Source organism: Candidatus Pantoea rara (assembly GCF_051136265.1).
GTDB classification, from domain to species: domain Bacteria; phylum Pseudomonadota; class Gammaproteobacteria; order Enterobacterales; family Enterobacteriaceae; genus Pantoea; species Pantoea rara.
On the sequence record NZ_CP194942.1, the window covers coordinates 1,096,488 to 1,116,317 of the forward strand.

Here is a 19,830-nt window from a genome sequence, read left to right on the forward strand (position 1 = left end):
TTCTGGAAACCCCTCAATGACGACGGAAAATATCCATAAGCATCGCATTCTGATTCTCGATTTCGGCTCACAATATACTCAGCTGGTTGCACGTCGCGTGCGCGAACTCGGCGTTTACTGTGAACTCTGGGCATGGGATGTCACCGAAGAGCAGATTCGCCAGTTCAACCCAAGCGGCATCATCCTTTCAGGTGGCCCGGAAAGTACCACCGAACTGAACAGCCCGCGTGCACCTGAATATGTCTTCAACGCTGGCGTGCCGGTGCTGGGTGTCTGCTACGGTATGCAGACCATGGCGATGCAGCTGGGCGGCACCGTTGCTGGCTCAAACGAGCGCGAGTTCGGTTATGCGCAGGTCGAGGTCACCACGCCAAGCGCGCTGGTTCGCGATATCGAAGATGCGATCAGCGCCGCCGGTAAACCGCTGCTGGATGTCTGGATGAGCCACGGCGACAAAGTCACGGCGATTCCGGCTGACTTCGTGACCGTTGCCAGCACAGAAACCTGTCCGTTTGCCATCATGGCCAACGAAGAGAAGCGTTTCTACGGCGTGCAGTTTCACCCGGAAGTGACCCATACCCGCCAGGGCCTGCGGATGCTTGAGCGCTTCGTTATCGACATCTGTGAATGTGAAGCCCTGTGGACGCCAGCTAAAATCATTGAAGATGCAGTTGAACGCCTGCGTGTGCAGGTCGGTAACGACAAAGTAATCCTGGGCCTGTCTGGCGGTGTGGACTCCTCCGTGACGGCAATGCTGCTGCATCGCGCCATTGGCGACCGTCTGACCTGCGTGTTCGTGGATAACGGCCTGCTGCGCCTGAACGAAGCACAACAGGTTATGGATATGTTTGGCGACCACTTCGGCCTCAACATTATTCACGTTGAAGGCGAAGCGCGCTTCCTCGACGCGCTGGCAGGTGAGAATGAGCCGGAAGCGAAACGTAAAATTATCGGTCGCGTCTTTGTGGAAGTCTTCGACGAAGAAGCGCTGAAGCTGCAGGACGTTAAATGGCTGGCGCAGGGCACCATCTATCCGGATGTCATTGAGTCCGCGGCCTCTGCAACCGGTAAGGCGCACGTCATCAAATCGCATCACAACGTCGGCGGCCTGCCGAAAGAGATGAAGATGGGCCTGGTTGAGCCGCTGCGTGAGCTGTTCAAAGATGAAGTGCGTAAGATTGGTCTGGAGCTGGGTCTGCCGTACGACATGCTCTATCGCCATCCGTTCCCGGGTCCGGGTCTGGGCGTGCGTGTGCTGGGCGAAGTGAAGAAAGAGTATTGCGACCTGCTGCGTCGTGCCGATGCCATCTTCATCGAAGAACTGCACAAAGCGGATCTCTACAACAAAGTCAGCCAGGCGTTCACTGTCTTCCTGCCGGTTCGTTCGGTTGGTGTGATGGGTGATGGCCGTAAATATGACTGGGTTGTCTCGCTACGTGCGGTGGAAACCATCGACTTCATGACCGCACACTGGGCGCACCTGCCGTATGATTTCCTCGGCCGCGTCTCTAACCGTATCATCAATGAAGTCGACGGCATTTCCCGCGTGGTGTATGACATCAGCGGTAAGCCACCGGCGACCATTGAGTGGGAATAAACCGGTTCGCGCCGATTAAATCCTGACGTTAAAAAGCCCGCATTCGAGCGGGCTTTTTATGGCTTCAACTGCGCACCGCTCCCTGTTTTAACCTTTCACCACATCCACACCCATTGCTGGCGGTTTTCTGTTCACTTTACTAGAAATTACGCTATTCTCCCTGCAGTAGAAGCCTGCACTTACCTTCCTTTGTGTCCTGCTTTTATCCGCCGCTTCGATAATCCGTATTCCAAAGCCGCCACTTACTGAAACCGCCTGCCACTAAGGCGTTTTATGATTTTTACGTCACCAGGAATGTTGTCATGCTCTCACTCAAAGTGTTCAGCCTGTTTTTTGTTGCCGTACTGCTGCTGTCGCTGGGTGCCAGCATCGCGCAGGCAACGCGTCACGGCGAAACCGCACAGCCAGGCGGCTGGGCGACCGCCCGACGCGATTCGTCCGGGATAGCGCCCGATCCGCGCGCGTTATACAACCTGGCCATTGTGCAGGTCTATGCCGCGCCGACCTATGGCTGGAAAGGGCGGGTGGCGGTGCATCCGTGGATCATCTTCAAACGTGCTGGCGAAACGCGCTACACGCGCTATGAAGTGATTAGCTGGGGCAGCGGCGATAAGGTCCGCCGCAACACGAATCTGCCAGACGGTTACTGGTATGGCGCAAAACCCCGGCTGCTGGTGGAGCATCGCGGACCGGAAGCGGAAGCGATGATCCCGCAGATAGAGGCCGCCATTAAATCCTATCCGTGGCCGACAACCTATCGCGCCTGGCCCGGACCGAACAGCAACACTTTTCTGGCACATATTGGCCGCGAAGTGCCGGCTTTAAAACTGGATCTGCCCGCTAACGCGCTGGGCAAGGATTACCGGCCACTTTGGCGGCCAATCGGACTGCCACCATCCGGCCGCGGTGTGCAGGTGTCGATTCTGGGTGTGGCGGGTGTCACGCTGGGCGCGGAGGAGGGATTTGAAGTGAACCTGCTGGGTCTGAACATGGGACTCGACTTTGCGCCGTTCGGGCTGCGTCTGCCGTTTATCGGTGGCCTGGGCAATGACAACCTTCAGAAGGATAAGCCCTGACCCTCTGGCCCCGCTAGCGGGGCCGTTTCGACTCAGCACACGCCAAAGTCACCCTCTTCATGATAGAGATTGACGCTCTCTGCCTTCACTTCGATCTCTTTCTTCGCCGCATCATCAACGCGTGCGCACCACAGGGTCTCGCCTTCGACGCGCAGCACCTGCATTTTAGGTCCGCCGGTTTTCGACTGAACAAAATCCTCTGCTTTAAACATATTATCTCCGTTGTTTGCTGTTGCTGCTGCCAGATTGATGCTGGCGATGATCATTTTTTGCGTAACGTTTTCCAGTTTATACCCTGACCAATTTACTGCGAGAAAAAGTCTGCGCATGCTGAGCCGCATTAAGAAATATTCATCAGGTTGTCAGTTGACAACTCATTATTTCGGCGTCAGGATAGGGACACACATGGCAAGGAAGCGGCATCCTAATAAAGCGGTCGAAACGGCGCTACGTTACGCCGAATCCCAAGGCTGGCTGGTCGTCGTGGGAGGCCATCACGCTGGGGAAAAATGTATTGTCCGAAAAATCTATTGATATGCCGATGTGGGGAGTTTTGTCTGACCTGCATCTGGAGCACACCGAAAAATGCACATCAGCATGCCCAGGCGCTGCGACGCGTGGTTGAGCACTGTCACTATCTGAAGTCCTGATGCAGCACAAGGAGAGGCATATGGAATATTGTTTTACACTGCGGTTTAGCCTGCCGGAAGGGCATGCGCCGGTGGATGAGTTGCTGGAAATACTGGCAGCAGCAGGCTGTGATGATGCACTGATTGGTCTGGGTATGCCTGGGCGCATTGCACTGGAGTTTACCCGGGAGTCTGACTCTGCAACGGATGTTTTGATGCAGGCGGAACAGAATGTGCTGCGCGCAATACCGGGCGCCGCGCTGGTGGAAGCGGCACCTGATTTTGTTGGATTGACGGATGTGGCAGAGATCATCGGCATGACGCGTCAGAATATGCGTAAGCTGATGCTCAGCCACCGCCCGCCGTTTCCGCTGCCGGTGCATGATGGTAAAACCGCCATCTGGCACTTAGCGGATGTGCTGGAGTGGCTGAGCCGGCGCGGCAACTATACGCTGCCTGCGGCGACCCGTGAGCTGGCACAGGTGACGCGCCAGCGCAATCTTAACGGGTCGCTGCAACGTTACGGCCTTCACGCCTGATCAGTGTGGCAACAGGAAGATCGTCGCCAGTCCCAGGAAGATAAAGAAGCCGCCGGTATCGGTCAGCGCGGTGATCAATACGCTGGAGCCAACGGCGGGATCGCGATTCATTTTGGTCATCACCAGCGGCACCAGTACGCCCATCAATGCGGCCAGCAGGAGGTTCAGCGCCATGGCCAGCATCATGACGCCGCCCAGCGCCATATTGTCATACATCAGCCAGGTAACGCCGCCCATGATGCCGCCCCAGAACAGGCCGTTAATCAGCGCCACGCCCAGTTCACGAACAATCAGAAACGAGAAGTTACCGGGTTCAACCTGATGTAAGGCCAAGGCCCGCACAATCATGGTGATGGTCTGATTACCGGTATTACCACCGATACCCGCGACGATCGGCATCAGGGTGGCAAGCGCCACAATTTGCGAAATGGTTCCCTCAAACAGCCCGATGACCCGTGAGGCGATAAAAGCGGTACAGAGATTAATAGCCAGCCAGGCCCAGCGTTTACGCACGGATTTACGCACCGGCGCAAACACATCCTCTTCCTGACTGATACCACCCATTTTACGAATGTTACTTTCGTTTTCAGCATTGACGAGGTCGACGATGTCTTCAATGGTCACGCGGCCAATCAGTTTACCCTTCGCGTCAGTGACGGCGGCAGAAATCAGGTTATAACGCTCAAAGGCGCTCGCGGCGTCCTCGGCCTTGTCGTTGAGCTGGAAGGTGGTAGGGCGTGCGTTCATGACGTCGCTCACCAGCGTTTTAGGTTTGTTAAGCAGGATATCCGTCAGCAGCAGCTCGCCCAGCAGCTGGTTGTCTTTATTGGTGATAAAGAGTTTATCGGTACCGCCTGGCATGCTTTTTCGCTTACGGAGAAAACGCTGCACCGTTGCCAGCGTGACATCGTCGCGCACTGTCAGGATATTGAAATCCATCACCCGGCCTACGCGATCACGGTCAAGCTGCACCATATCGAGCATACGGGCGCGCAGACCCGGCTCCACGGTCGCCAGCAGGCGTCCGGTCAGGTCACGTGGCAGATACTGCGCCAGCCAGACCTGGTCATCAATATCCAGCGGCTGGATAGCACGCAGAATATCGCGGTCGCTCATCTCTTCGGTGAGGCTGGCCCAGACCGTTTCGGAAGCTTCAACCAGCACATGACCGCGCCGCTCGTTCGGCACCAGCCGCCACAGCGCCTGACGCTCCTCTTCGGGCAGGGCTTCGAGAATATCGGCGAGGTCAGCGGCATGAAGCTGCTGAATATCCTGCTCCAGCGCGTCACGCTGGGCCGCATTTTCACGTTGCTGTTCAGGATTGAGATCGCCGGACTTTTCCAGCAGGGAATCAACCAGATCGTGCTCGTTGAGCAGCAGCGTCAGAATGCGATGACGTATTTCACTTAAACGTTGAGAATGAGAGACAGACACATTGGATCCCTTAGTCTGAAAGCACCAGCACGAAGTGTAGCGTTTCGCCTGAAAAAGAGATGCAAAAAAGAGTCCAGTTATCTGGATAACGTTTATGTTTCAGGCGAAAAGACAGTATTTGCTAACGCGTATCGCCTGATGTTACGGCAACCGGTTCAGAAATCGCTTTCTGTTGCTGATGATGCTCGAAGGCAGCAGGCAGGATAAAAATCAGGCGACTAAAAAGAATGATAAAACTGATCAGCAACACAATGCGGGTCATGGTGCCGGTTTTTTGACGTCTTCGGGGAGATATAGCGCTGTTCACGCGGGGTGGTTCCTGTAATGAGCCCATCGGGGGCGACGGCAATATTTAGTCACAGTCGCCTGATGAAATCAATCGCTGTTGAAAAAAACAGCAGATAAAAATCAGTAACTCGCTTTTTGCGCCAGTAACGTCGCAAAGCGGCAGGTGATGCGGTTGCCATTTTCATCTTTACGGTGCAACTGACCGGGGTGCTCGTTGTACTTCACGATGTGCCAGTTGCGGTAATAATGGCTGAGCTCGCCCGACTTAAAAGCAAAAGAGAAATCAGCCGGGCAGGGCATATCGTCCGTGTTCATCGCCGCCACAATCAGGTTGAAACCCTCCCTGACCGTGCAGGCCTGCATGTCGGCAATCAGCTGCGGAATGGTCTGCGGTTGCAGAAACATCATCACCACGGTCGACAGCACAAAGTTAAAGCCGCCATTGAAGCGCGTATTGTTCAGATCGCGCTGCTCGGTGTGAATTCCGCTGAGGTTTTCCTGCGCAATAATCTCCTGCAGGCGCGCCAGGCTTTGCGGATTATGATCCCATGCCGTGACGTCGAAACCGTGCTGATTCAGATACAGCGTATTGCGTCCCACGCCACAGCCAAGGTCAAGTGCCTTGCCGACGTTGAGCTGGGGCAGAGCCGCAACCACTTCGGAGTGGGGCGGCGTTAAACCATAGGTTTCGGCAAAATAGTTTTCACCTGAACGTGGTGCGGTTGGTTGTGTCATTTTCATCAATTCAGTTAAAAGGGCGCCAGGCGCCCAGGTTGTCAGACTTCTTCTTCGAGGATCAGCTTCCATCCCGTGACATCGTTCCAGTAAACCTGTTCACGTTCAAGATCGAGCTGGACCAGGTTGTTCTGCGCAAAGTAGCCCGCCGGGAAAATCAGCGTCCAGTGACCATCATCGCATTTCAGGGTTAATGCCTCCGGACGCGTGGTAGCCTGGCGCTGATTATTCAGCAGGGTGCCCAGGCGCAGCAGGAAAATCAGCGGTACAAACTGTTTTTTCTTAAACAGCGTGACGCGCGGCAACTCATCCAGCTTCACCGCTTTACGATGGAATCTGACCAGCGCCGCCAGCAGCATCTGCTGATCCTGATTGAAGCCCGGCAGGTTGGTATTTTGCAGAATATAGGCTGAATGGCGTTGCAGACCGCTGTGATTGATGGTCAGGCCCACTTCGTGCAGCATCGCTGCCCATTTCAGCAGTGCAGCCAGCTGCGGATTCGCGAGTTTAGGATTCTGCTCGCTCCACTGCAGATAGAGCTGCTCGGTGGTTTCCAGCACGCGTCGCGCCTGATCGCTGTCGATGGCGTAATGGTTAGCCAGGCTTTGCGCCGTCCGGCTGCGAATATCCTGATGGCGAAAGCGGCCCTCCATCTCATACAGCACACCTTCACGCAGCGCACCGTCAGAGAGGCGCAGTTCGCGAATCGCCAGCGCATCGAAAACGCCACAGAGAATAGCCAGCCCGGGTACAAACACACCTTTGCGCTCTTCTGACAGGCCCGGCAGGCTCAGTGCAGAGAAGGATTTATGTTTCATCACTTCGTCATAGAGCTTTTCAAGGCGCTCAGGCGTTATCAGCTTCTCTTTCTCATCCATCGCCTGCAGCACTTCACAGGCGGCTTTGATGGTACCGGACGCGCCCAGCGCATATTGCCAGCCATGCAGACGATATTGCCACGCCAGCGTTTCCAGCTTCTGCGCGGCGGCTAAGCGGGCACGACGGAAGTTTTCACGGCTGATTTCACCTTTCGGGAAATAGAGCTGGGCGAAACTGACACAGCCCATCCGCCGGCTCTCAACCAGTTGAGGTTCAAAATCTTCACCAATCACCATTTCGGTGGAGCCGCCGCCGATGTCGATTACCAGCTTGCGGCCTTTTTCCGGCTGCGTGTGTTCAACGCCCATAAAGATCAGACGGGCCTCTTCATGGCCTGAAATCACTTCGATAGGATAGGGAATCACCTCAGCAGCACGCTGCAGGAAAGTTTCGGCGTTTATCGCCTCGCGCAGCGTATGGGTGCCAACAATCGTCACGTTGCTGGGACTGAATCCCTGCAGACGCTCGGCGAACAGGGCCAGACAGGCCAGGCCCCGCTCCATCGCTTCCTCACTGAGGTTGTGTTGAGCATCCAGCCCATCAGCCAGATGGACGCGCTGTTTAAGGCGGCCCAGTACCTGCATCGCACCATCGACAACCCGCGCAATCACCATATGGAAACTGTTCGAGCCCAGGTCAATCGCCGCAAACTCCTGGGGTTTTGGCGTACTTTTATGAGAAATTGGCATAGGATTTATTCAGGTTGTTCCAGTTTCTTGATGTAATCATAGATGGCCAGCTGCGAGCGCACTTTACGACGATTGCCGCGCTGGACGTAATGGTTACTCAACTCTTTATCGACGATGCGTGCTTTCACCGTATCACTCAACTGAATAGCAATAATGTCGAGTATGCGCTGCCGGATGTGGGGATCGAGAATCGCCACGGCCACTTCAATGCGGTAATCAATGTTACGTGTCATCCAGTCAGCGGAGGAGAGGAACACCTTTTTCTCGCCGCCATTCTCAAAAATATAGACGCGATCGTGTTCCAGATAACGGTCAACAATACTGATGACACGAATATTTTCACTGATCCCGGGCAAGTCAGGGATTAATGAGCACATTCCACGTACCAGAAGATTGACCTTCACCCCTACGCTGGAGGCTGTATAAAGCCGATCAACCAGACCTTTGTCCACCAGATTGTTGATTTTCAGAGTAATGCCGCAGGGCTTATTCTGCTGGGCATTAGCAATTTCGGTGTCGATCAGTTCATACAGCATCCGGCGCGAGTTCTGTGGCGAGACCATCAGGTGATCGAACGTCACAGGCCGGTAAGGATTCTCAATAAAGTTGAACACCCGGCGCACTTCATTGGTAATGCGCGCATCCGCAGTCAGCAACGAGTAATCGGTATAGAGCCGCGCGGTTTTCTCGTTAAAGTTGCCGGTACCGATATGCGCATAGCGCACGATCTCTTCACCTTCGCGGCGTGAGATCAGGAACAGCTTGGCGTGAATTTTGAGGCCTGGCGCAGAGAAAATCACATGCACGCCCGCTTCGGTCAGGCGTTTCGCCCAGTAGATGTTGGCTTCTTCATCGAAGCGCGCCTGCAGCTCCACCACCACCGTGACTTTTTTACCGTTATAGGCGGCATGGATCATCGCATCCATGATGCGGGAGTGTTTCGCGACGCGATAGATGTTGATTTTGATCGCCAGCACGCTCGGGTCAAACGACGCCTGACGCAGCAGTTCCAGCACATGCTCAAAGGTGTGGTACGGGTAATAGAGCAGCACGTCACGATCGCGAATGGCATCAAAGCCGTTGCGGAAGCCATCAAAGCCGATGTGGCGAATCTGCGGCAACGGGCGGTTCACCAGGTTATTTTTGCCAACGTTCGGGAAGCCAATAAAGTCTTTGAAGTTGTGGTAGCGGCCGCCTGGCAGGATGGAGTCCAGGTTAGAGATGGAAAGCTTGTGGCACAGCAGCGAGACCATCGTGTCGGGCATGTCGCGCTGGTAGACAAACCGCACCGGTTCCGCCGTCAGTCGCTGCTTCAGGCTGGAGGACATCAGTTCCAGCAGGCTCGACTCCATCTCCGTGACCAGATCGTACTCAGCGTCACGCGTCATTTTCATGGAATAGGCGTTGAGTGCGTCGTAGTCGTAGAAGCCTTTAAAAATGTCATCCAGGCAGTAACGCAGAATGTTATCCAGCAGGATCATCGGTTTACGGCGGCGCGGTGGCTCTGCCGGTAAGTTAATGAAACGCGGCACTTTATCCGACGGAATTTCCAGCAGTGCATACTGAATATGGTCACCGCGGATAATCTCTACCGCCAGATAGGTGTAGTCATCTTTAAGGAATTCGGTCAGATCCGTTTCCTGGGTAATCAGGATCGGCGAAATATGCTGACGCAGCTCATGCTTGAAGTAGTGGCGCAGCCACGCCTGCTGATTGGATGAGAGCTGACGTTCGTTGATCAGGAAGATCTGGTTGCGTGCCATCTCCAGCAGCAGATCGTTATAAAGCGCGTCAAACTCCTGATCGGACTTCATCACCCGCTGCTGAATTTTCTTAAAGAGATGGCGGGGCGTACTGGCTGAACCCTGCTCTTCACCAATCAGAATGCGGCGTTTGAGGTCGGCGAAACGCACTTTATAGAATTCGTCGAGATTGTTGGAGTAGATGCCCAGAAAGCGCATCCGCTCAATCAGTGGATTGCTTTTGTCTGCTGCTTCCTGCAAAACCCGTTCATTAAAGGATAACCAGCTTAATTCTTTTTCAATATAAAGCTTTACCTGACCCATTCTCACTCCATTTAGCGGTTGCAGGACTGAAGATCCAGTATCCACCAACATTATGGCGAGAGTATGGCAGCGTTGTCCAACGCCAGGAGTTGTCATATCAATCGGCTACGGGCAACATAGCGGCTTATTTCAGGCTGCCACCGGAACCGCATGAGCGCAAACCACATTCCTGTCCAATTCAGCGATCGTAAGCGTCGTGCCGTTGATCGTCTGACGCGGCGGCTGGTCACCTGCTGTGGCGTGGCGATCCTGCTGTTGATGCTGCTGCTGTTCTGCTGGCTGATTGGCGTGGTTTTGCCGCTGTTTAATGCACCTGGCCTGCAAATTGCGGCCAGCCAGCAACTCTGGGATCGCGCCCCCGCCTTAGCGATGGGCAATCAGGGTAATACCGGCTGGCGTATCAGCGCGCGCGGTGCAGCACGTTTTATTCCGCTGGATGGTCAGCCTGCGGAACCGGCGCTGGCGCTAACCCCCGCGCCCAGTGACGCCGCGCTGAGTGCTGATGGGCAGACGCTGCTGCTGAATATGCAGGGCGCGCTGACGCTGATGCAGCCTGCAACCGACCAGCAGTGGCGTTTCCCGCTGGGCGACAAACCCTTTCATCTGCCTGATGGCGCGGTGACGAAGATGGCGCTGGCATCGCGCCATGCCGGGCAGTGGCGCATAGCCGCACTGACCGAGGCCGGACTTCGGGTGCTGACGCTGGACACCGATCGTCAGGCCTTGATTATCCCGCTTCCGCAACGTCAGCTGGATTTGCTGGCGCTCTCGCCATCCGGCGATCTGCTCTATACCACCGAAGGCAATCTGCTGCGGGTATGGCAACTTGACGATAACCAGGCACTGTTGCGTGAAACGCACACCCTGCCGCAGCGTCCGATCAGTCTGCATCTGCTGGTGGGTGGCCGAAGCCTGCTGATTCAGGATCGCAGCGGCGTTACGCAGTGGTTTGCGATTGCCAGCGATCAGGGACCACGTCTGCAGCGCATCCGGACCTTTGCCCACAGCGACGGCGAGACGATTCTGGTGACAGAATCACAGCGTCGCGTGTTTGCAACACTCAGTAAGCAGGGGATGCTGCGGCTGTTTGCCAGCAAGCAGAATGGCCCGATACTGCAGCGTCGGCTGGAACCTGGCATTGTGCAGGCGCAGTTTTCCCCCCGTGGCGACAGCCTGCTGATTGAGCGGCCGGGAAGCTGGCAGACGCTGCGGCTTGATAATCCGTGGCCGGACGTCACCTGGCGCAATTTCTGGCAAAAAATCTGGTATGAAAACTACCCCGGACCGGACTGGGTCTGGCAATCGACTGCGGCCGGTGACAGCTATCAGGCCAAGTTCAGCCTGATGCCAATGGTCATGGGAACGCTGAAAGCGGCCAGTCTTGCGCTGCTGTTTGCGACACCGCTTGCGCTGGCTGCGGCGATGTACACCGCGTGGTTCATGGCGCCAGGCCTGCGACGCTGGGTTAAACCGGCAATCGAAATGATGGGGGCGCTGCCGAGCGTAGTCGTGGGGCTGATTGCCGGGATCTGGCTCGCGCCGCATATTGGCCAGGCGCTGGTGGGCGTACTGCTGCTGCCGCTGACGCTGGCGGGTTCGCTGCTGCTGTGTGGCGTGTTCAGCACGCGTTTACCGCCGCGCTGGCGTCAGCCAGGCCGTGAGGTTCTGATTCTGCTGCCGCTGTTGCTGCTGGTCACGCTGCTGACGCTGTGGCTGCCCACACTGTTTATACCGGATGCGGGCGACTGGCTGCCGCATTATGAGCAGCGCAATCTGCTGGTAGCGGCGCTGGCGATGGGCTTTGCGCTGGTGCCGCTGATCTTCACCCTCTCTGAAGATGCGCTGTTCAGCGTGCCTGCTGCGCTGGGGCAGGGCTCACTAGCACTGGGTGCAACGCCGTGGCAAACCCTGACCCGCGTCGTGCTGCCGGGTGCCTCTGCCGGTATTTTTGCCGCCCTGATGATCGGTCTGGGACGTGCCGTAGGAGAAACCATGATTTTGCTGATGGCGACCGGCAATACGCCGCAAAGTGAAGGTGGCCTGTTCAGCGGGCTGCGCGCACTGTCCGCCAATATCGCCATTGAAATGCCGGAAGCTGCAGCGGGCAGTGCCCACTATCGCGTGCTGTTTCTCAGCGCCCTGATGCTGCTGCTGTTTACGCTGGTGATTAACACGGTTGCCGAGCTAATCCGTCAGCGACTGCGTCAGCGCTACAGCCAGCACGAGGAGCAGGCATGAAGGCGATGCGACAAAATGACCGCTGGCGCTGGTTAACCGCTGGTGCCGTCGCCGTCTGCGTGCTGGCCTTTACGCTGCTGATCGGATTACTGGCCTGGCAGGGCGTGCGCGCCTTCTGGCCGCAGCGCGTTGACCTTTATACGTTCAGTCAGCCGGAAGGTGGCGAAACACATCTGCTGGGCGAAACCCTGGAACATCAGCGGCGTTTTCCGGCTCCGGCCGATGAGCAGGGCAACAGCGGCGGGCTGGTGAACCGTTATCTGATTAAAACCGGTAACCGTGACTGGGACGCACCCGATTTCCGCGTCGTCTACAGTCGTGCGGCCGCGAAGGTCAGCCAGCCAGCAGATATCATGGTGCTGCAACGCCGCAGCCACGGACAGGCTTATGGCTGGTTTGTCGGCCTGCGTGAAGATAATGAAGAGTTAACGGCCCAGGATCCCGATGCGCTGCTGCATCAGCGGCTTGGACAGGTGCAGATGCTGGTGCGGCAGGCTAACCAGATTCGCCGGATCGACATGGCGCGCATCAACAGCCAGCGTGAGGAGCTTGATGAGCAGGCGGCTACAAACCGTGCTGCCGGGCGCTTTGATCTGCAGGCCGAATCAGAATATCAGGCCAATCAGGCCGCCTTACAGCGACGCTTTAATCAACTGAGTGAGACACTGGCTTCTCTGCAACTGCAGAGTCAGCGAGACCTGTTAATTCTGCGGGATGTGCAGGGCACAGAACATGCGATCCCGCTGACCGGGATTGTCGACAGCTGGAAGCCGAATGCGATGACGCTGACCGGCAAAACCGGGCATTTTCTGCATCAGCTGTGGCGCTTCGTCAGTGATTCCCCCGCCGACGGTGAAAGTGAATCTGGCGCGTTTCCGGCGATCTTTGGCACCGTGCTGATGGTGCTGCTGATGTCGGTGGTCGTGATGCCGCTGGGCGTCATCGCCGCCATCTGGCTACACGAATATGCCGGACGCAATGCGCTGACCAGGCTGGTGCGCATCGCAGTGGTCAATCTGGCGGGCGTCCCCTCAATCGTTTATGGCGTGTTTGGTCTGGGCTTCTTTGTCTGGCTGGTGGGCGGCACCCTTGACCAGCTCTTCTTCGCCAGCACGCTGCCCAATCCCACTTTTGGCACGCCGGGTTTGCTGTGGGCCTCACTGACGCTGGCGTTACTGACGCTGCCGGTGGTGATTGTGGCAACGGAAGAAGGCTTATCCCGTATTCCCAACAGCCTGCGTCAGGGGTCGCTGGCGCTGGGCGCAACCCAGGCGGAAACGCTGTGGAACGTGGTGCTGCCGATGGCGGTGCCAGCCATGCTGACCGGCCTGATTCTGGCGGTAGCGCGTGCCGCGGGTGAGACCGCGCCGCTGATGCTGGTTGGCGTCGTAAAAATGGTGCCGGAACTGCCGGTCGACGTTGTGTTCCCTTATCTGCATCTGGATCGCAAGTTTATGCATCTGGGCTTCCAGATTTATGATCTGGCGTTTCAGAGTCCGAATATTGAAGCTGATCGGCCACTGGTGTTTGCCACCGCGCTGCTGCTGGTGCTGATAATTCTGTCGCTTAATCTGCTGGCGATGAGCCTGCGTCACCGTCTGCGTGAACGCTATCGCCTTATGACTCAATAACAGGCTATGACTATGACGTCCGACACGGATATCGCGCTGACCATTAACCATCTGTCGCTGTGGTATGGCGAGCGCCTGGCGCTGCAGGATATTTCTCTGCAGGTGCCGAAAAACAGGATTACCGCGCTGATTGGCCCGTCGGGCTGTGGCAAATCGACGCTGCTGCGCTGTTTTAATCGCATGAATGATGTGATTGATCACTGCCGGGTAGAGGGCGACGTGCTGCTGGGTTCGCTGCCGATCCTGCGACCTGAGCAGGATCTCTCCGCGCTGCGCCGTCGCGTCGGCATGGTGTTTCAGCGGCCCAATCCTTTTCCAAAATCGATCTATGAAAATGTGGTCTACGGGCTGCGTTTACAGGGGGTGCGTGACAGGCGGGTGCTGAATGAAGCCTGTGAGCGTGCGCTGCGCGCGGCGGCGCTGTGGAGCGAGGTCAAAGATCAGCTGTCACAGAATGCGCTGACGCTCTCGACCGGACAGCAGCAGCGGCTGGTGATTGCCCGCGCCATTGCGATTGAGCCGGAAGTGCTGCTGCTGGATGAGCCGACCTCCGCGCTGGACCCGATCTCCACGCTGGTGATTGAAGAGTTGATGACCACACTGAAGCAACATTTCACGCTGGTGCTGGTGACGCACAACATGCAGCAGGCGTCGCGTGTGTCAGATTACACCGCGTTTATGCATCAGGGCGCGTTAGTGGAGTTTGATGAGACCGACCGGATTTTCACTGCGCCGAAACAGCGACGGACCGAAGATTACATTACGGGGCGCTACGGTTAAGGAAAGGGAAGGTGGAGAGGGGGCAGGTGTGGAACAGAGCACGGGCTCCCCTCGCGTTAAGCTTTTCAGCCGTCTGTGGAAAACCCGCAACGGTCAGTCGTTAGCATAGCCCTGCGGCGGCAGCGGTTCGCCATCCAGCCAGGCTTTGCCGTCTCGCATTTCCAGTCGACCCTCGACAAACCAGCCGATCACCAGCGGATAGATAGCGTGCTCCTGATGCTGCACCCGCTCCGTAATCTCCGCTTCACTGTCGCCAGGAAAGACCGGTACTTTGGCCTGCAGGATCACCGGTCCACCATCCAGTTCGTCAGTCACGAAATGCACGGAAGTGCCATGTTCGCTGTCGCCATTTTCCAGCGCCTGACGATGCGTATGCAGACCCGGATATTTCGGCAGCAGGGAAGGGTGGATATTCAGCAGGCGATCGTGGAAATGCGCCACGAAAGCGCTGCTGAGAATGCGCATATAACCGGCCAGCACAATCAGGTCCGGACTGTAGGCTTCGATTTCAGCGATGAGCTGACGATCAAAGGCTTCGCGGTCAGCGAAGTCGCTGGCGGCAAGCGCGTGGGCGGGAATTCCCGCCTCCTGCGCCCGCGTCAGGCCATAAGCGGCGACACGGTTGCTGAACACGGCAGCGACGCTACCGCGAATCCGCCCGCTTGCACAGGCGTCAAGGATGGACTGAAGGTTACTTCCGTTGCCGGAAATCAGTACAACCAGCTTTTTCATCCGTTGATGACCACACGCTCTTCGGCATCAGACGCTTTAATCACGCCGAGCTTCCAGGCTTTCTCGCCTGCGGCCTGCATCAGCGCAATGGCGTTGTCCGCCTCTGTCGGGCTCAGGGCAATGATCATGCCGACGCCGCAGTTAAAGGTACGGTACATCTCGAAGCGGCTGACGTTGCCCGCCTGCTGTAACCAGCTGAAGACCGCCGGCCACTGCCAGCTCTTCTCGTCGATTACGGCCTGGGTGTTGTCAGGCAGCACACGCGGAATATTCTCCCAGAAGCCGCCGCCGGTCAGGTGTGCGATAGCATGCACATCAACCTGCTCGATCAGGCTCAGGATATTTTTCACATAGATGCGGGTGGGTTCCAGCAGATGATCCGCCAGCGGTTTGCCTTCCAGCTGTTCAGCCAGCGGATCGGTGTTGCTGACTTCCAGAATCTTGCGCACCAGTGAATAGCCGTTGGAGTGCGGGCCGCTGGAGCCGAGTGCGATCAGTACGTCGCCATCCTGCACTTTGCTGCCATCAATAATTTCTGACTTTTCCACCACGCCGACACAGAAACCGGCCACGTCGTAATCTTCGCCGTGATACATGCCTGGCATCTCAGCGGTTTCACCCCCGACCAGCGCACAACCCGACTGCAGACACCCTTCGGCGATGCCGGTGATCACCGCAGAGGCGGTATCCACATCCAGTTTGCCGGTGGCGTAGTAGTCGAGGAAGAAGAGCGGCTCAGCACCCTGTACCACCAGGTCGTTAACGCACATCGCGACCAGGTCAACGCCAATAGCATCGTGACGTTTAAGATCCATCGCCAGACGCAGCTTGGTGCCAACGCCATCGGTGCCGGAGACCAGAACCGGTTCACGGTATTTTTGCGGCAGCGCGCAAAGCGCACCAAACCCGCCCAGTCCACCCATCACTTCCGGGCGACGCGTCTTTTTCACGACGCCTTTAATACGGTCAACCAGAGCGTTACCAGCATCAATATCAACACCGGCGTCTTTGTAACTGAGAGAGGTTTTGTCGGTCACTGCGAGGTCCCCACGCGAATTGCGGTTGGTGGTTTAAAATAAAGCGCGGCAATTCTATCAGTGCAGGCAAACGTTTGCGAGTCCGGTATTGCGCATCGGGTGATTTTCATTAATCCTCTATCTGTCCTGGTAAATCCCGCGGCATTGCGCAAGAGCAGGTGGCGCAGCGCGCAAAAGGCGGTATAATCCCGCGATTTTTTTTAGCTCAACTCATTCCGGGAGAACACCAATGAAGATCGTGGAAGTCAGACACCCGCTGGTCAAACATAAACTGGGCCTGATGCGTGAGCATGATATCAGTACAAAGCGTTTTCGCGAGCTGGCCTCTGAAGTGGGCAGCCTGCTGACCTACGAAGCGACCGCCGATCTGGAAACAGAGCGCGTCACCATTGAGGGCTGGAACGGCCCGGTAGAAATCGATCAGATCAAAGGCAAAAAAATCACGGTGGTCCCGATTCTGCGTGCCGGCCTGGGCATGATGGAAGGGGTGCTGGAGCACGTTCCCAGCGCACGTATCAGCGTGGTAGGTGTTTACCGTGATGAAGAGACGCTGGAGCCGGTTCCTTACTTCCAGAAGCTGGTTTCTAACATCGAAGAGCGCCTGGCGCTGGTGGTCGACCCGATGCTGGCGACTGGTGGTTCTATGATCGCCACCATCGATCTGCTGAAGAAAGCGGGCTGCACCAGCATCAAAGTGCTGGTTCTGGTTGCCGCCCCGGAAGGGATTGCCGCGCTGGAGAAAGCGCATCCTGACGTCGAGCTTTACACCGCGTCAGTGGATCAGGGACTGAACGAAAAGGGTTACATAATTCCCGGGCTCGGCGATGCCGGGGACAAGATTTTCGGAACCAAATAAATCGCACAGCCGACCAGAGAGTCGGCTTTTTTTTGGCAAAAAAACGTCCCGGACGGATTCGGTCTGCCGCAAGGCGCACCGGCGTGCCTGCTGCTGTGCCAGAGGCGCGAACCCTCGGGGATACAAAACATAAGGGGATAAATGATGACTCGTCGCGCCATTGGCGTCAGTGAACGACCGCCGTTACTGCAAACCATTCCACTCAGCCTGCAACACCTGTTCGCCATGTTTGGTGCCACGGTTCTGGTACCGATTCTGTTCCACATCAATCCGGCGACCGTGCTGTTATTTAACGGCGTCGGCACATTGATTTATCTCTTTATCTGTAAAGGTAAAATTCCCGCCTACCTGGGTTCAAGCTTTGCCTTTATCTCGCCGGTGCTGCTGTTGCTGCCGCTGGGTTATGAGGTCGCGCTGGGCGGATTTATCCTGTGCGGCGTATTGTTCTGTATTGTGGCGCTGATTGTGAAACGCGCGGGCACCGGCTGGCTCGACGTGATGTTTCCCCCGGCGGCGATGGGCGCGATTGTCGCCGTCATCGGGCTGGAGCTGGCGGGTGTGGCCGCAAATATGGCCGGCCTGTTGCCCGCTGAAGGCAGTGCGCCCGACAGCAAAACCGTGCTGATTTCGCTGGTCACGCTGGGTGTAACGGTCTTCGGTTCCGTGCTGTTCCGTGGCTTCCTGGCGATCATCCCGATTCTGGTTGGCGTGGTGGCAGGCTATCTGCTCTCTGCGTTTATGGGCATCGTTGACTGGAGTGGCGTGGTTAAAGCGCCGTGGTTTGCGCTGCCAACCTTCTATACGCCGCGCTTTGAGTGGGTGGCGATGCTGACGATTTTGCCGGCGGCGCTGGTGGTGATTGCCGAGCATATCGGTCATCTGGTCGTCACCGCTAACATCGTCAAAAAAGATCTGATTCGTGACCCCGGACTGCATCGTTCGATGTTCGCCAACGGCTTATCCACCGTGATCTCCGGCTTTTTTGGTTCCACGCCCAACACGACCTACGGTGAAAACATCGGTGTGATGGCGATTACCCGTGTCTACAGTACCTGGGTGATTGGCGGTGCGGCGATTCTGGCGATTCTGCTTTCCTGCGTCGGCAAGCTGGCGGCAGTGATCCAGGCGATCCCGGTTCCGGTCATGGGCGGCGTGTCGCTGCTGCTGTATGGCGTCATTGGCGCATCGGGTATCCGGGTATTGATCGAATCTAAAGTGGATTACAACAAAGCGCAAAACCTGATCCTCACCTCGGTGATTCTGATCATCGGCGTCAGCGGTGCGAAGGTGCACATCGGTGCGGCGGAGTTGAAAGGCATGGCGCTGGCGACGATCGTGGGTGTCGGGCTGGCGCTGATCTTCCGCGTGATCTCGTGGCTCCGACCGGAAGAAATGGTGCTGGAGGCTGAAGAACCGCGCGAGCATTGATCGTCGCGAGCCTGACAGGATCCGGGGCAGGGACGCCCCATTCATCTCTTTCTGAAAACTGTGTTAGACTTCCCCCGATTTTTTGCTTGTTCTCTTGCTGAGGTGCTTCTGAACACGCCGGCACAATTGTCATTGCCACTCTATTTACCCGACGATGAAACCTTCTCCAGCTTCTGGCCGGGGGAAAACCCGTCGCTGATTGCCGCACTAAAAGGCGCTCTCAATCAACAACATGGCAGCTATCTCTACTTCTGGTCACGTGAAGGCGGTGGGCGGAGCCATTTGCTGCACGCGGCGTGCGCCGAAATGTCAGCCCGCAGCGAAGCAGTCGGTTATGTTCCGCTGGATAAACGCACCTGGTTTGTCCCGGAAGTCCTGGAAGGAATGGAGCAGCTCTCACTGGTCTGCATCGATAACATCGAGTGCATTGCAGGGGAACCAGAGTGGGAAATGGCGATCTTCGATCTCTATAACCGTATTCTGGAAACCGGCAACACCCGCCTGTTTATCACCGGCGATCGTCCGCCACGCCAGCTGAATCTGCAACTGCCCGATCTCGCCTCGCGGCTGGACTGGGGACAGATTTACCGCCTGCAGCCGCTCTCCGACGACGACAAACTACAGGCGCTGCAACTGCGCGCCGGGCTACGTGGATTTGAGCTGCCGGAAGATGTGGGTCGCTTCCTGCTGAAGCGACTGGATCGTGAAATGCGCACACTGTTTGATACGCTGGATCGGCTTGATCGCGCCTCGATCAGCGCTCAGCGTAAACTCACCATTCCGTTTGTTAAAGAGACGCTCGGCCTTTAAAGAATGTCGAGCACCGCATCTGGCGGACGTCCGATCCGCGCCCTGTCGCCTTTGATCACAATCGGCCTTTCAATCAGCACCGGATTTTCCATCAGCGCATCCAGCAGTGCACTTTCGCTTTTGCCGCTGAGTGCCAGCTCGCTATAGAGCGCCTCTTTCGTCCGCATTAACTCCCTTGCGCTCTGCATGCCCAGTTTCTGTAACAGAATTTGCAGCGTCTCACGATCGGGCGGGGTCTGCAGATAAAGCACTACGTCCGGCTCAATTCCGCGGGCATTCAGCAACGCCAGCGTCTCACGGCTCTTGCTGCAACGTGGGTTATGGTAAATCGTCACCATCTCAGATTCTCCTTTATTCTCTCTTCGCGGCGTGCTGCCAGTCTGGAT

General features: G+C 56.7%; 18 protein-coding genes and 1 pseudogene. 10 read left to right on the plus strand and 9 right to left on the minus strand.

Annotated elements, in window-relative coordinates:
* Positions 1 to 16: 16 nt before the first annotated feature.
* Both guaA and ACR8BF_RS05330 read left to right on the plus strand, forming a co-directional pair.
* Entirely contained in the window at positions 17 to 1,597 is a 1,581-nt protein-coding gene (gene guaA / locus ACR8BF_RS05325; RefSeq protein ID WP_136196764.1) for a glutamine-hydrolyzing GMP synthase, read from the plus strand.
* Positions 1,598 to 1,899: 302 nt separating this feature from the next.
* The gene (locus ACR8BF_RS05330; protein WP_292991659.1) at positions 1,900 to 2,673 is read left to right on the plus strand and encodes a DUF3750 domain-containing protein; all 774 of its coding nucleotides are present in this window, start codon (positions 1,900 to 1,902) and stop codon (positions 2,671 to 2,673) included.
* A 32-nt stretch (positions 2,674 to 2,705) separates the two neighbouring features.
* Here ACR8BF_RS05330 and ACR8BF_RS05335 read toward each other — a convergent pair whose 3' ends face one another.
* Positions 2,706 to 2,885, minus strand: coding sequence for a DUF2158 domain-containing protein (locus ACR8BF_RS05335; protein ID WP_179895059.1), 180 nt, complete (start codon positions 2,883 to 2,885; stop codon positions 2,706 to 2,708).
* Between the two features lie 193 nt (positions 2,886 to 3,078).
* Between ACR8BF_RS05335 and ACR8BF_RS05340 the strand changes: the two are divergent.
* Positions 3,079 to 3,323, plus strand: a pseudogene (locus tag ACR8BF_RS05340) (hypothetical protein).
* A gap of 20 nt (positions 3,324 to 3,343) precedes the next feature.
* On the plus strand, positions 3,344 to 3,841 hold the full coding sequence (locus tag ACR8BF_RS05345) for a helix-turn-helix transcriptional regulator (RefSeq protein WP_434745663.1): 498 nt from the start codon (positions 3,344 to 3,346) through the stop codon (positions 3,839 to 3,841).
* Here ACR8BF_RS05345 and mgtE read toward each other — a convergent pair whose 3' ends face one another.
* The 5 genes from mgtE to ppk1 form a co-directional block, all read right to left on the minus strand.
* Positions 3,842 to 5,275 (minus strand): magnesium transporter, encoded by a 1,434-nt coding sequence (gene mgtE / locus ACR8BF_RS05350; RefSeq protein ID WP_179895062.1) that lies wholly within the window; start codon positions 5,273 to 5,275, stop codon positions 3,842 to 3,844. It lies immediately after the preceding gene.
* Between the two features lie 121 nt (positions 5,276 to 5,396).
* On the minus strand, positions 5,397 to 5,582 hold the full coding sequence (locus ACR8BF_RS05355) for a YfgG family protein (RefSeq protein WP_179895063.1): 186 nt from the start codon (positions 5,580 to 5,582) through the stop codon (positions 5,397 to 5,399).
* A gap of 101 nt (positions 5,583 to 5,683) precedes the next feature.
* Positions 5,684 to 6,298 (minus strand): tellurite resistance methyltransferase TehB, encoded by a 615-nt coding sequence (gene tehB, locus ACR8BF_RS05360; RefSeq protein WP_292991672.1) that lies wholly within the window; start codon positions 6,296 to 6,298, stop codon positions 5,684 to 5,686.
* Positions 6,299 to 6,339: 41 nt separating this feature from the next.
* Positions 6,340 to 7,866: an exopolyphosphatase gene (gene ppx / locus ACR8BF_RS05365; protein WP_292991675.1), complete on the minus strand. Its 1,527-nt coding sequence runs from the start codon at positions 7,864 to 7,866 to the stop codon at positions 6,340 to 6,342.
* 5 nt (positions 7,867 to 7,871) lie between these two features.
* Positions 7,872 to 9,932 (minus strand): polyphosphate kinase 1, encoded by a 2,061-nt coding sequence (gene ppk1 / locus ACR8BF_RS05370; protein ID WP_179895066.1) that lies wholly within the window; start codon positions 9,930 to 9,932, stop codon positions 7,872 to 7,874.
* A gap of 150 nt (positions 9,933 to 10,082) precedes the next feature.
* On the opposite strand from ppk1, the gene ACR8BF_RS05375 reads away from it, so the two are divergent.
* From ACR8BF_RS05375 to pstB, 3 genes are read left to right on the plus strand one after another with little or no spacing between them, the layout of a single operon-like run.
* On the plus strand, positions 10,083 to 12,170 hold the full coding sequence (locus ACR8BF_RS05375; protein ID WP_434745664.1) for an ABC transporter permease subunit: 2,088 nt from the start codon (positions 10,083 to 10,085) through the stop codon (positions 12,168 to 12,170).
* The gene (pstA, locus tag ACR8BF_RS05380; RefSeq protein WP_434745665.1) at positions 12,167 to 13,801 is read left to right on the plus strand and encodes a phosphate ABC transporter permease PstA; all 1,635 of its coding nucleotides are present in this window, start codon (positions 12,167 to 12,169) and stop codon (positions 13,799 to 13,801) included. Before ACR8BF_RS05375 ends, pstA begins: the two co-directional genes overlap by 4 nt.
* Before the next feature lie 12 nt (positions 13,802 to 13,813).
* Positions 13,814 to 14,581: a phosphate ABC transporter ATP-binding protein PstB gene (gene pstB / locus ACR8BF_RS05385; protein WP_434745666.1), complete on the plus strand. Its 768-nt coding sequence runs from the start codon at positions 13,814 to 13,816 to the stop codon at positions 14,579 to 14,581.
* Between the two features lie 93 nt (positions 14,582 to 14,674).
* Here pstB and purN read toward each other — a convergent pair whose 3' ends face one another.
* Both purN and purM read right to left on the minus strand, forming a co-directional pair.
* Positions 14,675 to 15,313, minus strand: coding sequence for a phosphoribosylglycinamide formyltransferase (gene purN, locus ACR8BF_RS05390; protein WP_292991690.1), 639 nt, complete (start codon positions 15,311 to 15,313; stop codon positions 14,675 to 14,677).
* Positions 15,310 to 16,350, minus strand: coding sequence for a phosphoribosylformylglycinamidine cyclo-ligase (gene purM, locus ACR8BF_RS05395; RefSeq protein WP_292991693.1), 1,041 nt, complete (start codon positions 16,348 to 16,350; stop codon positions 15,310 to 15,312). The genes purN and purM overlap by 4 nt, the downstream gene beginning before the upstream one ends.
* A gap of 229 nt (positions 16,351 to 16,579) precedes the next feature.
* On the opposite strand from purM, the gene upp reads away from it, so the two are divergent.
* From upp to hda, 3 genes are all read left to right on the plus strand, one after another.
* The gene (upp, locus tag ACR8BF_RS05400) at positions 16,580 to 17,206 is read left to right on the plus strand and encodes a uracil phosphoribosyltransferase (RefSeq protein WP_009088774.1); all 627 of its coding nucleotides are present in this window, start codon (positions 16,580 to 16,582) and stop codon (positions 17,204 to 17,206) included.
* A 144-nt stretch (positions 17,207 to 17,350) separates the two neighbouring features.
* Entirely contained in the window at positions 17,351 to 18,634 is a 1,284-nt protein-coding gene (gene uraA, locus ACR8BF_RS05405) for a uracil permease (protein WP_314985651.1), read from the plus strand.
* 102 nt (positions 18,635 to 18,736) lie between these two features.
* Positions 18,737 to 19,444, plus strand: coding sequence for a DnaA inactivator Hda (hda, locus tag ACR8BF_RS05410; protein WP_179895072.1), 708 nt, complete (start codon positions 18,737 to 18,739; stop codon positions 19,442 to 19,444).
* On the opposite strand, the gene arsC is transcribed toward hda, so the two are convergent.
* On the minus strand, positions 19,441 to 19,782 hold the full coding sequence (gene arsC / locus ACR8BF_RS05415) for an arsenate reductase (glutaredoxin) (RefSeq protein ID WP_292991720.1): 342 nt from the start codon (positions 19,780 to 19,782) through the stop codon (positions 19,441 to 19,443). The genes hda and arsC overlap by 4 nt on opposite strands.
* Positions 19,783 to 19,830: the final 48 nt, after the last annotated feature.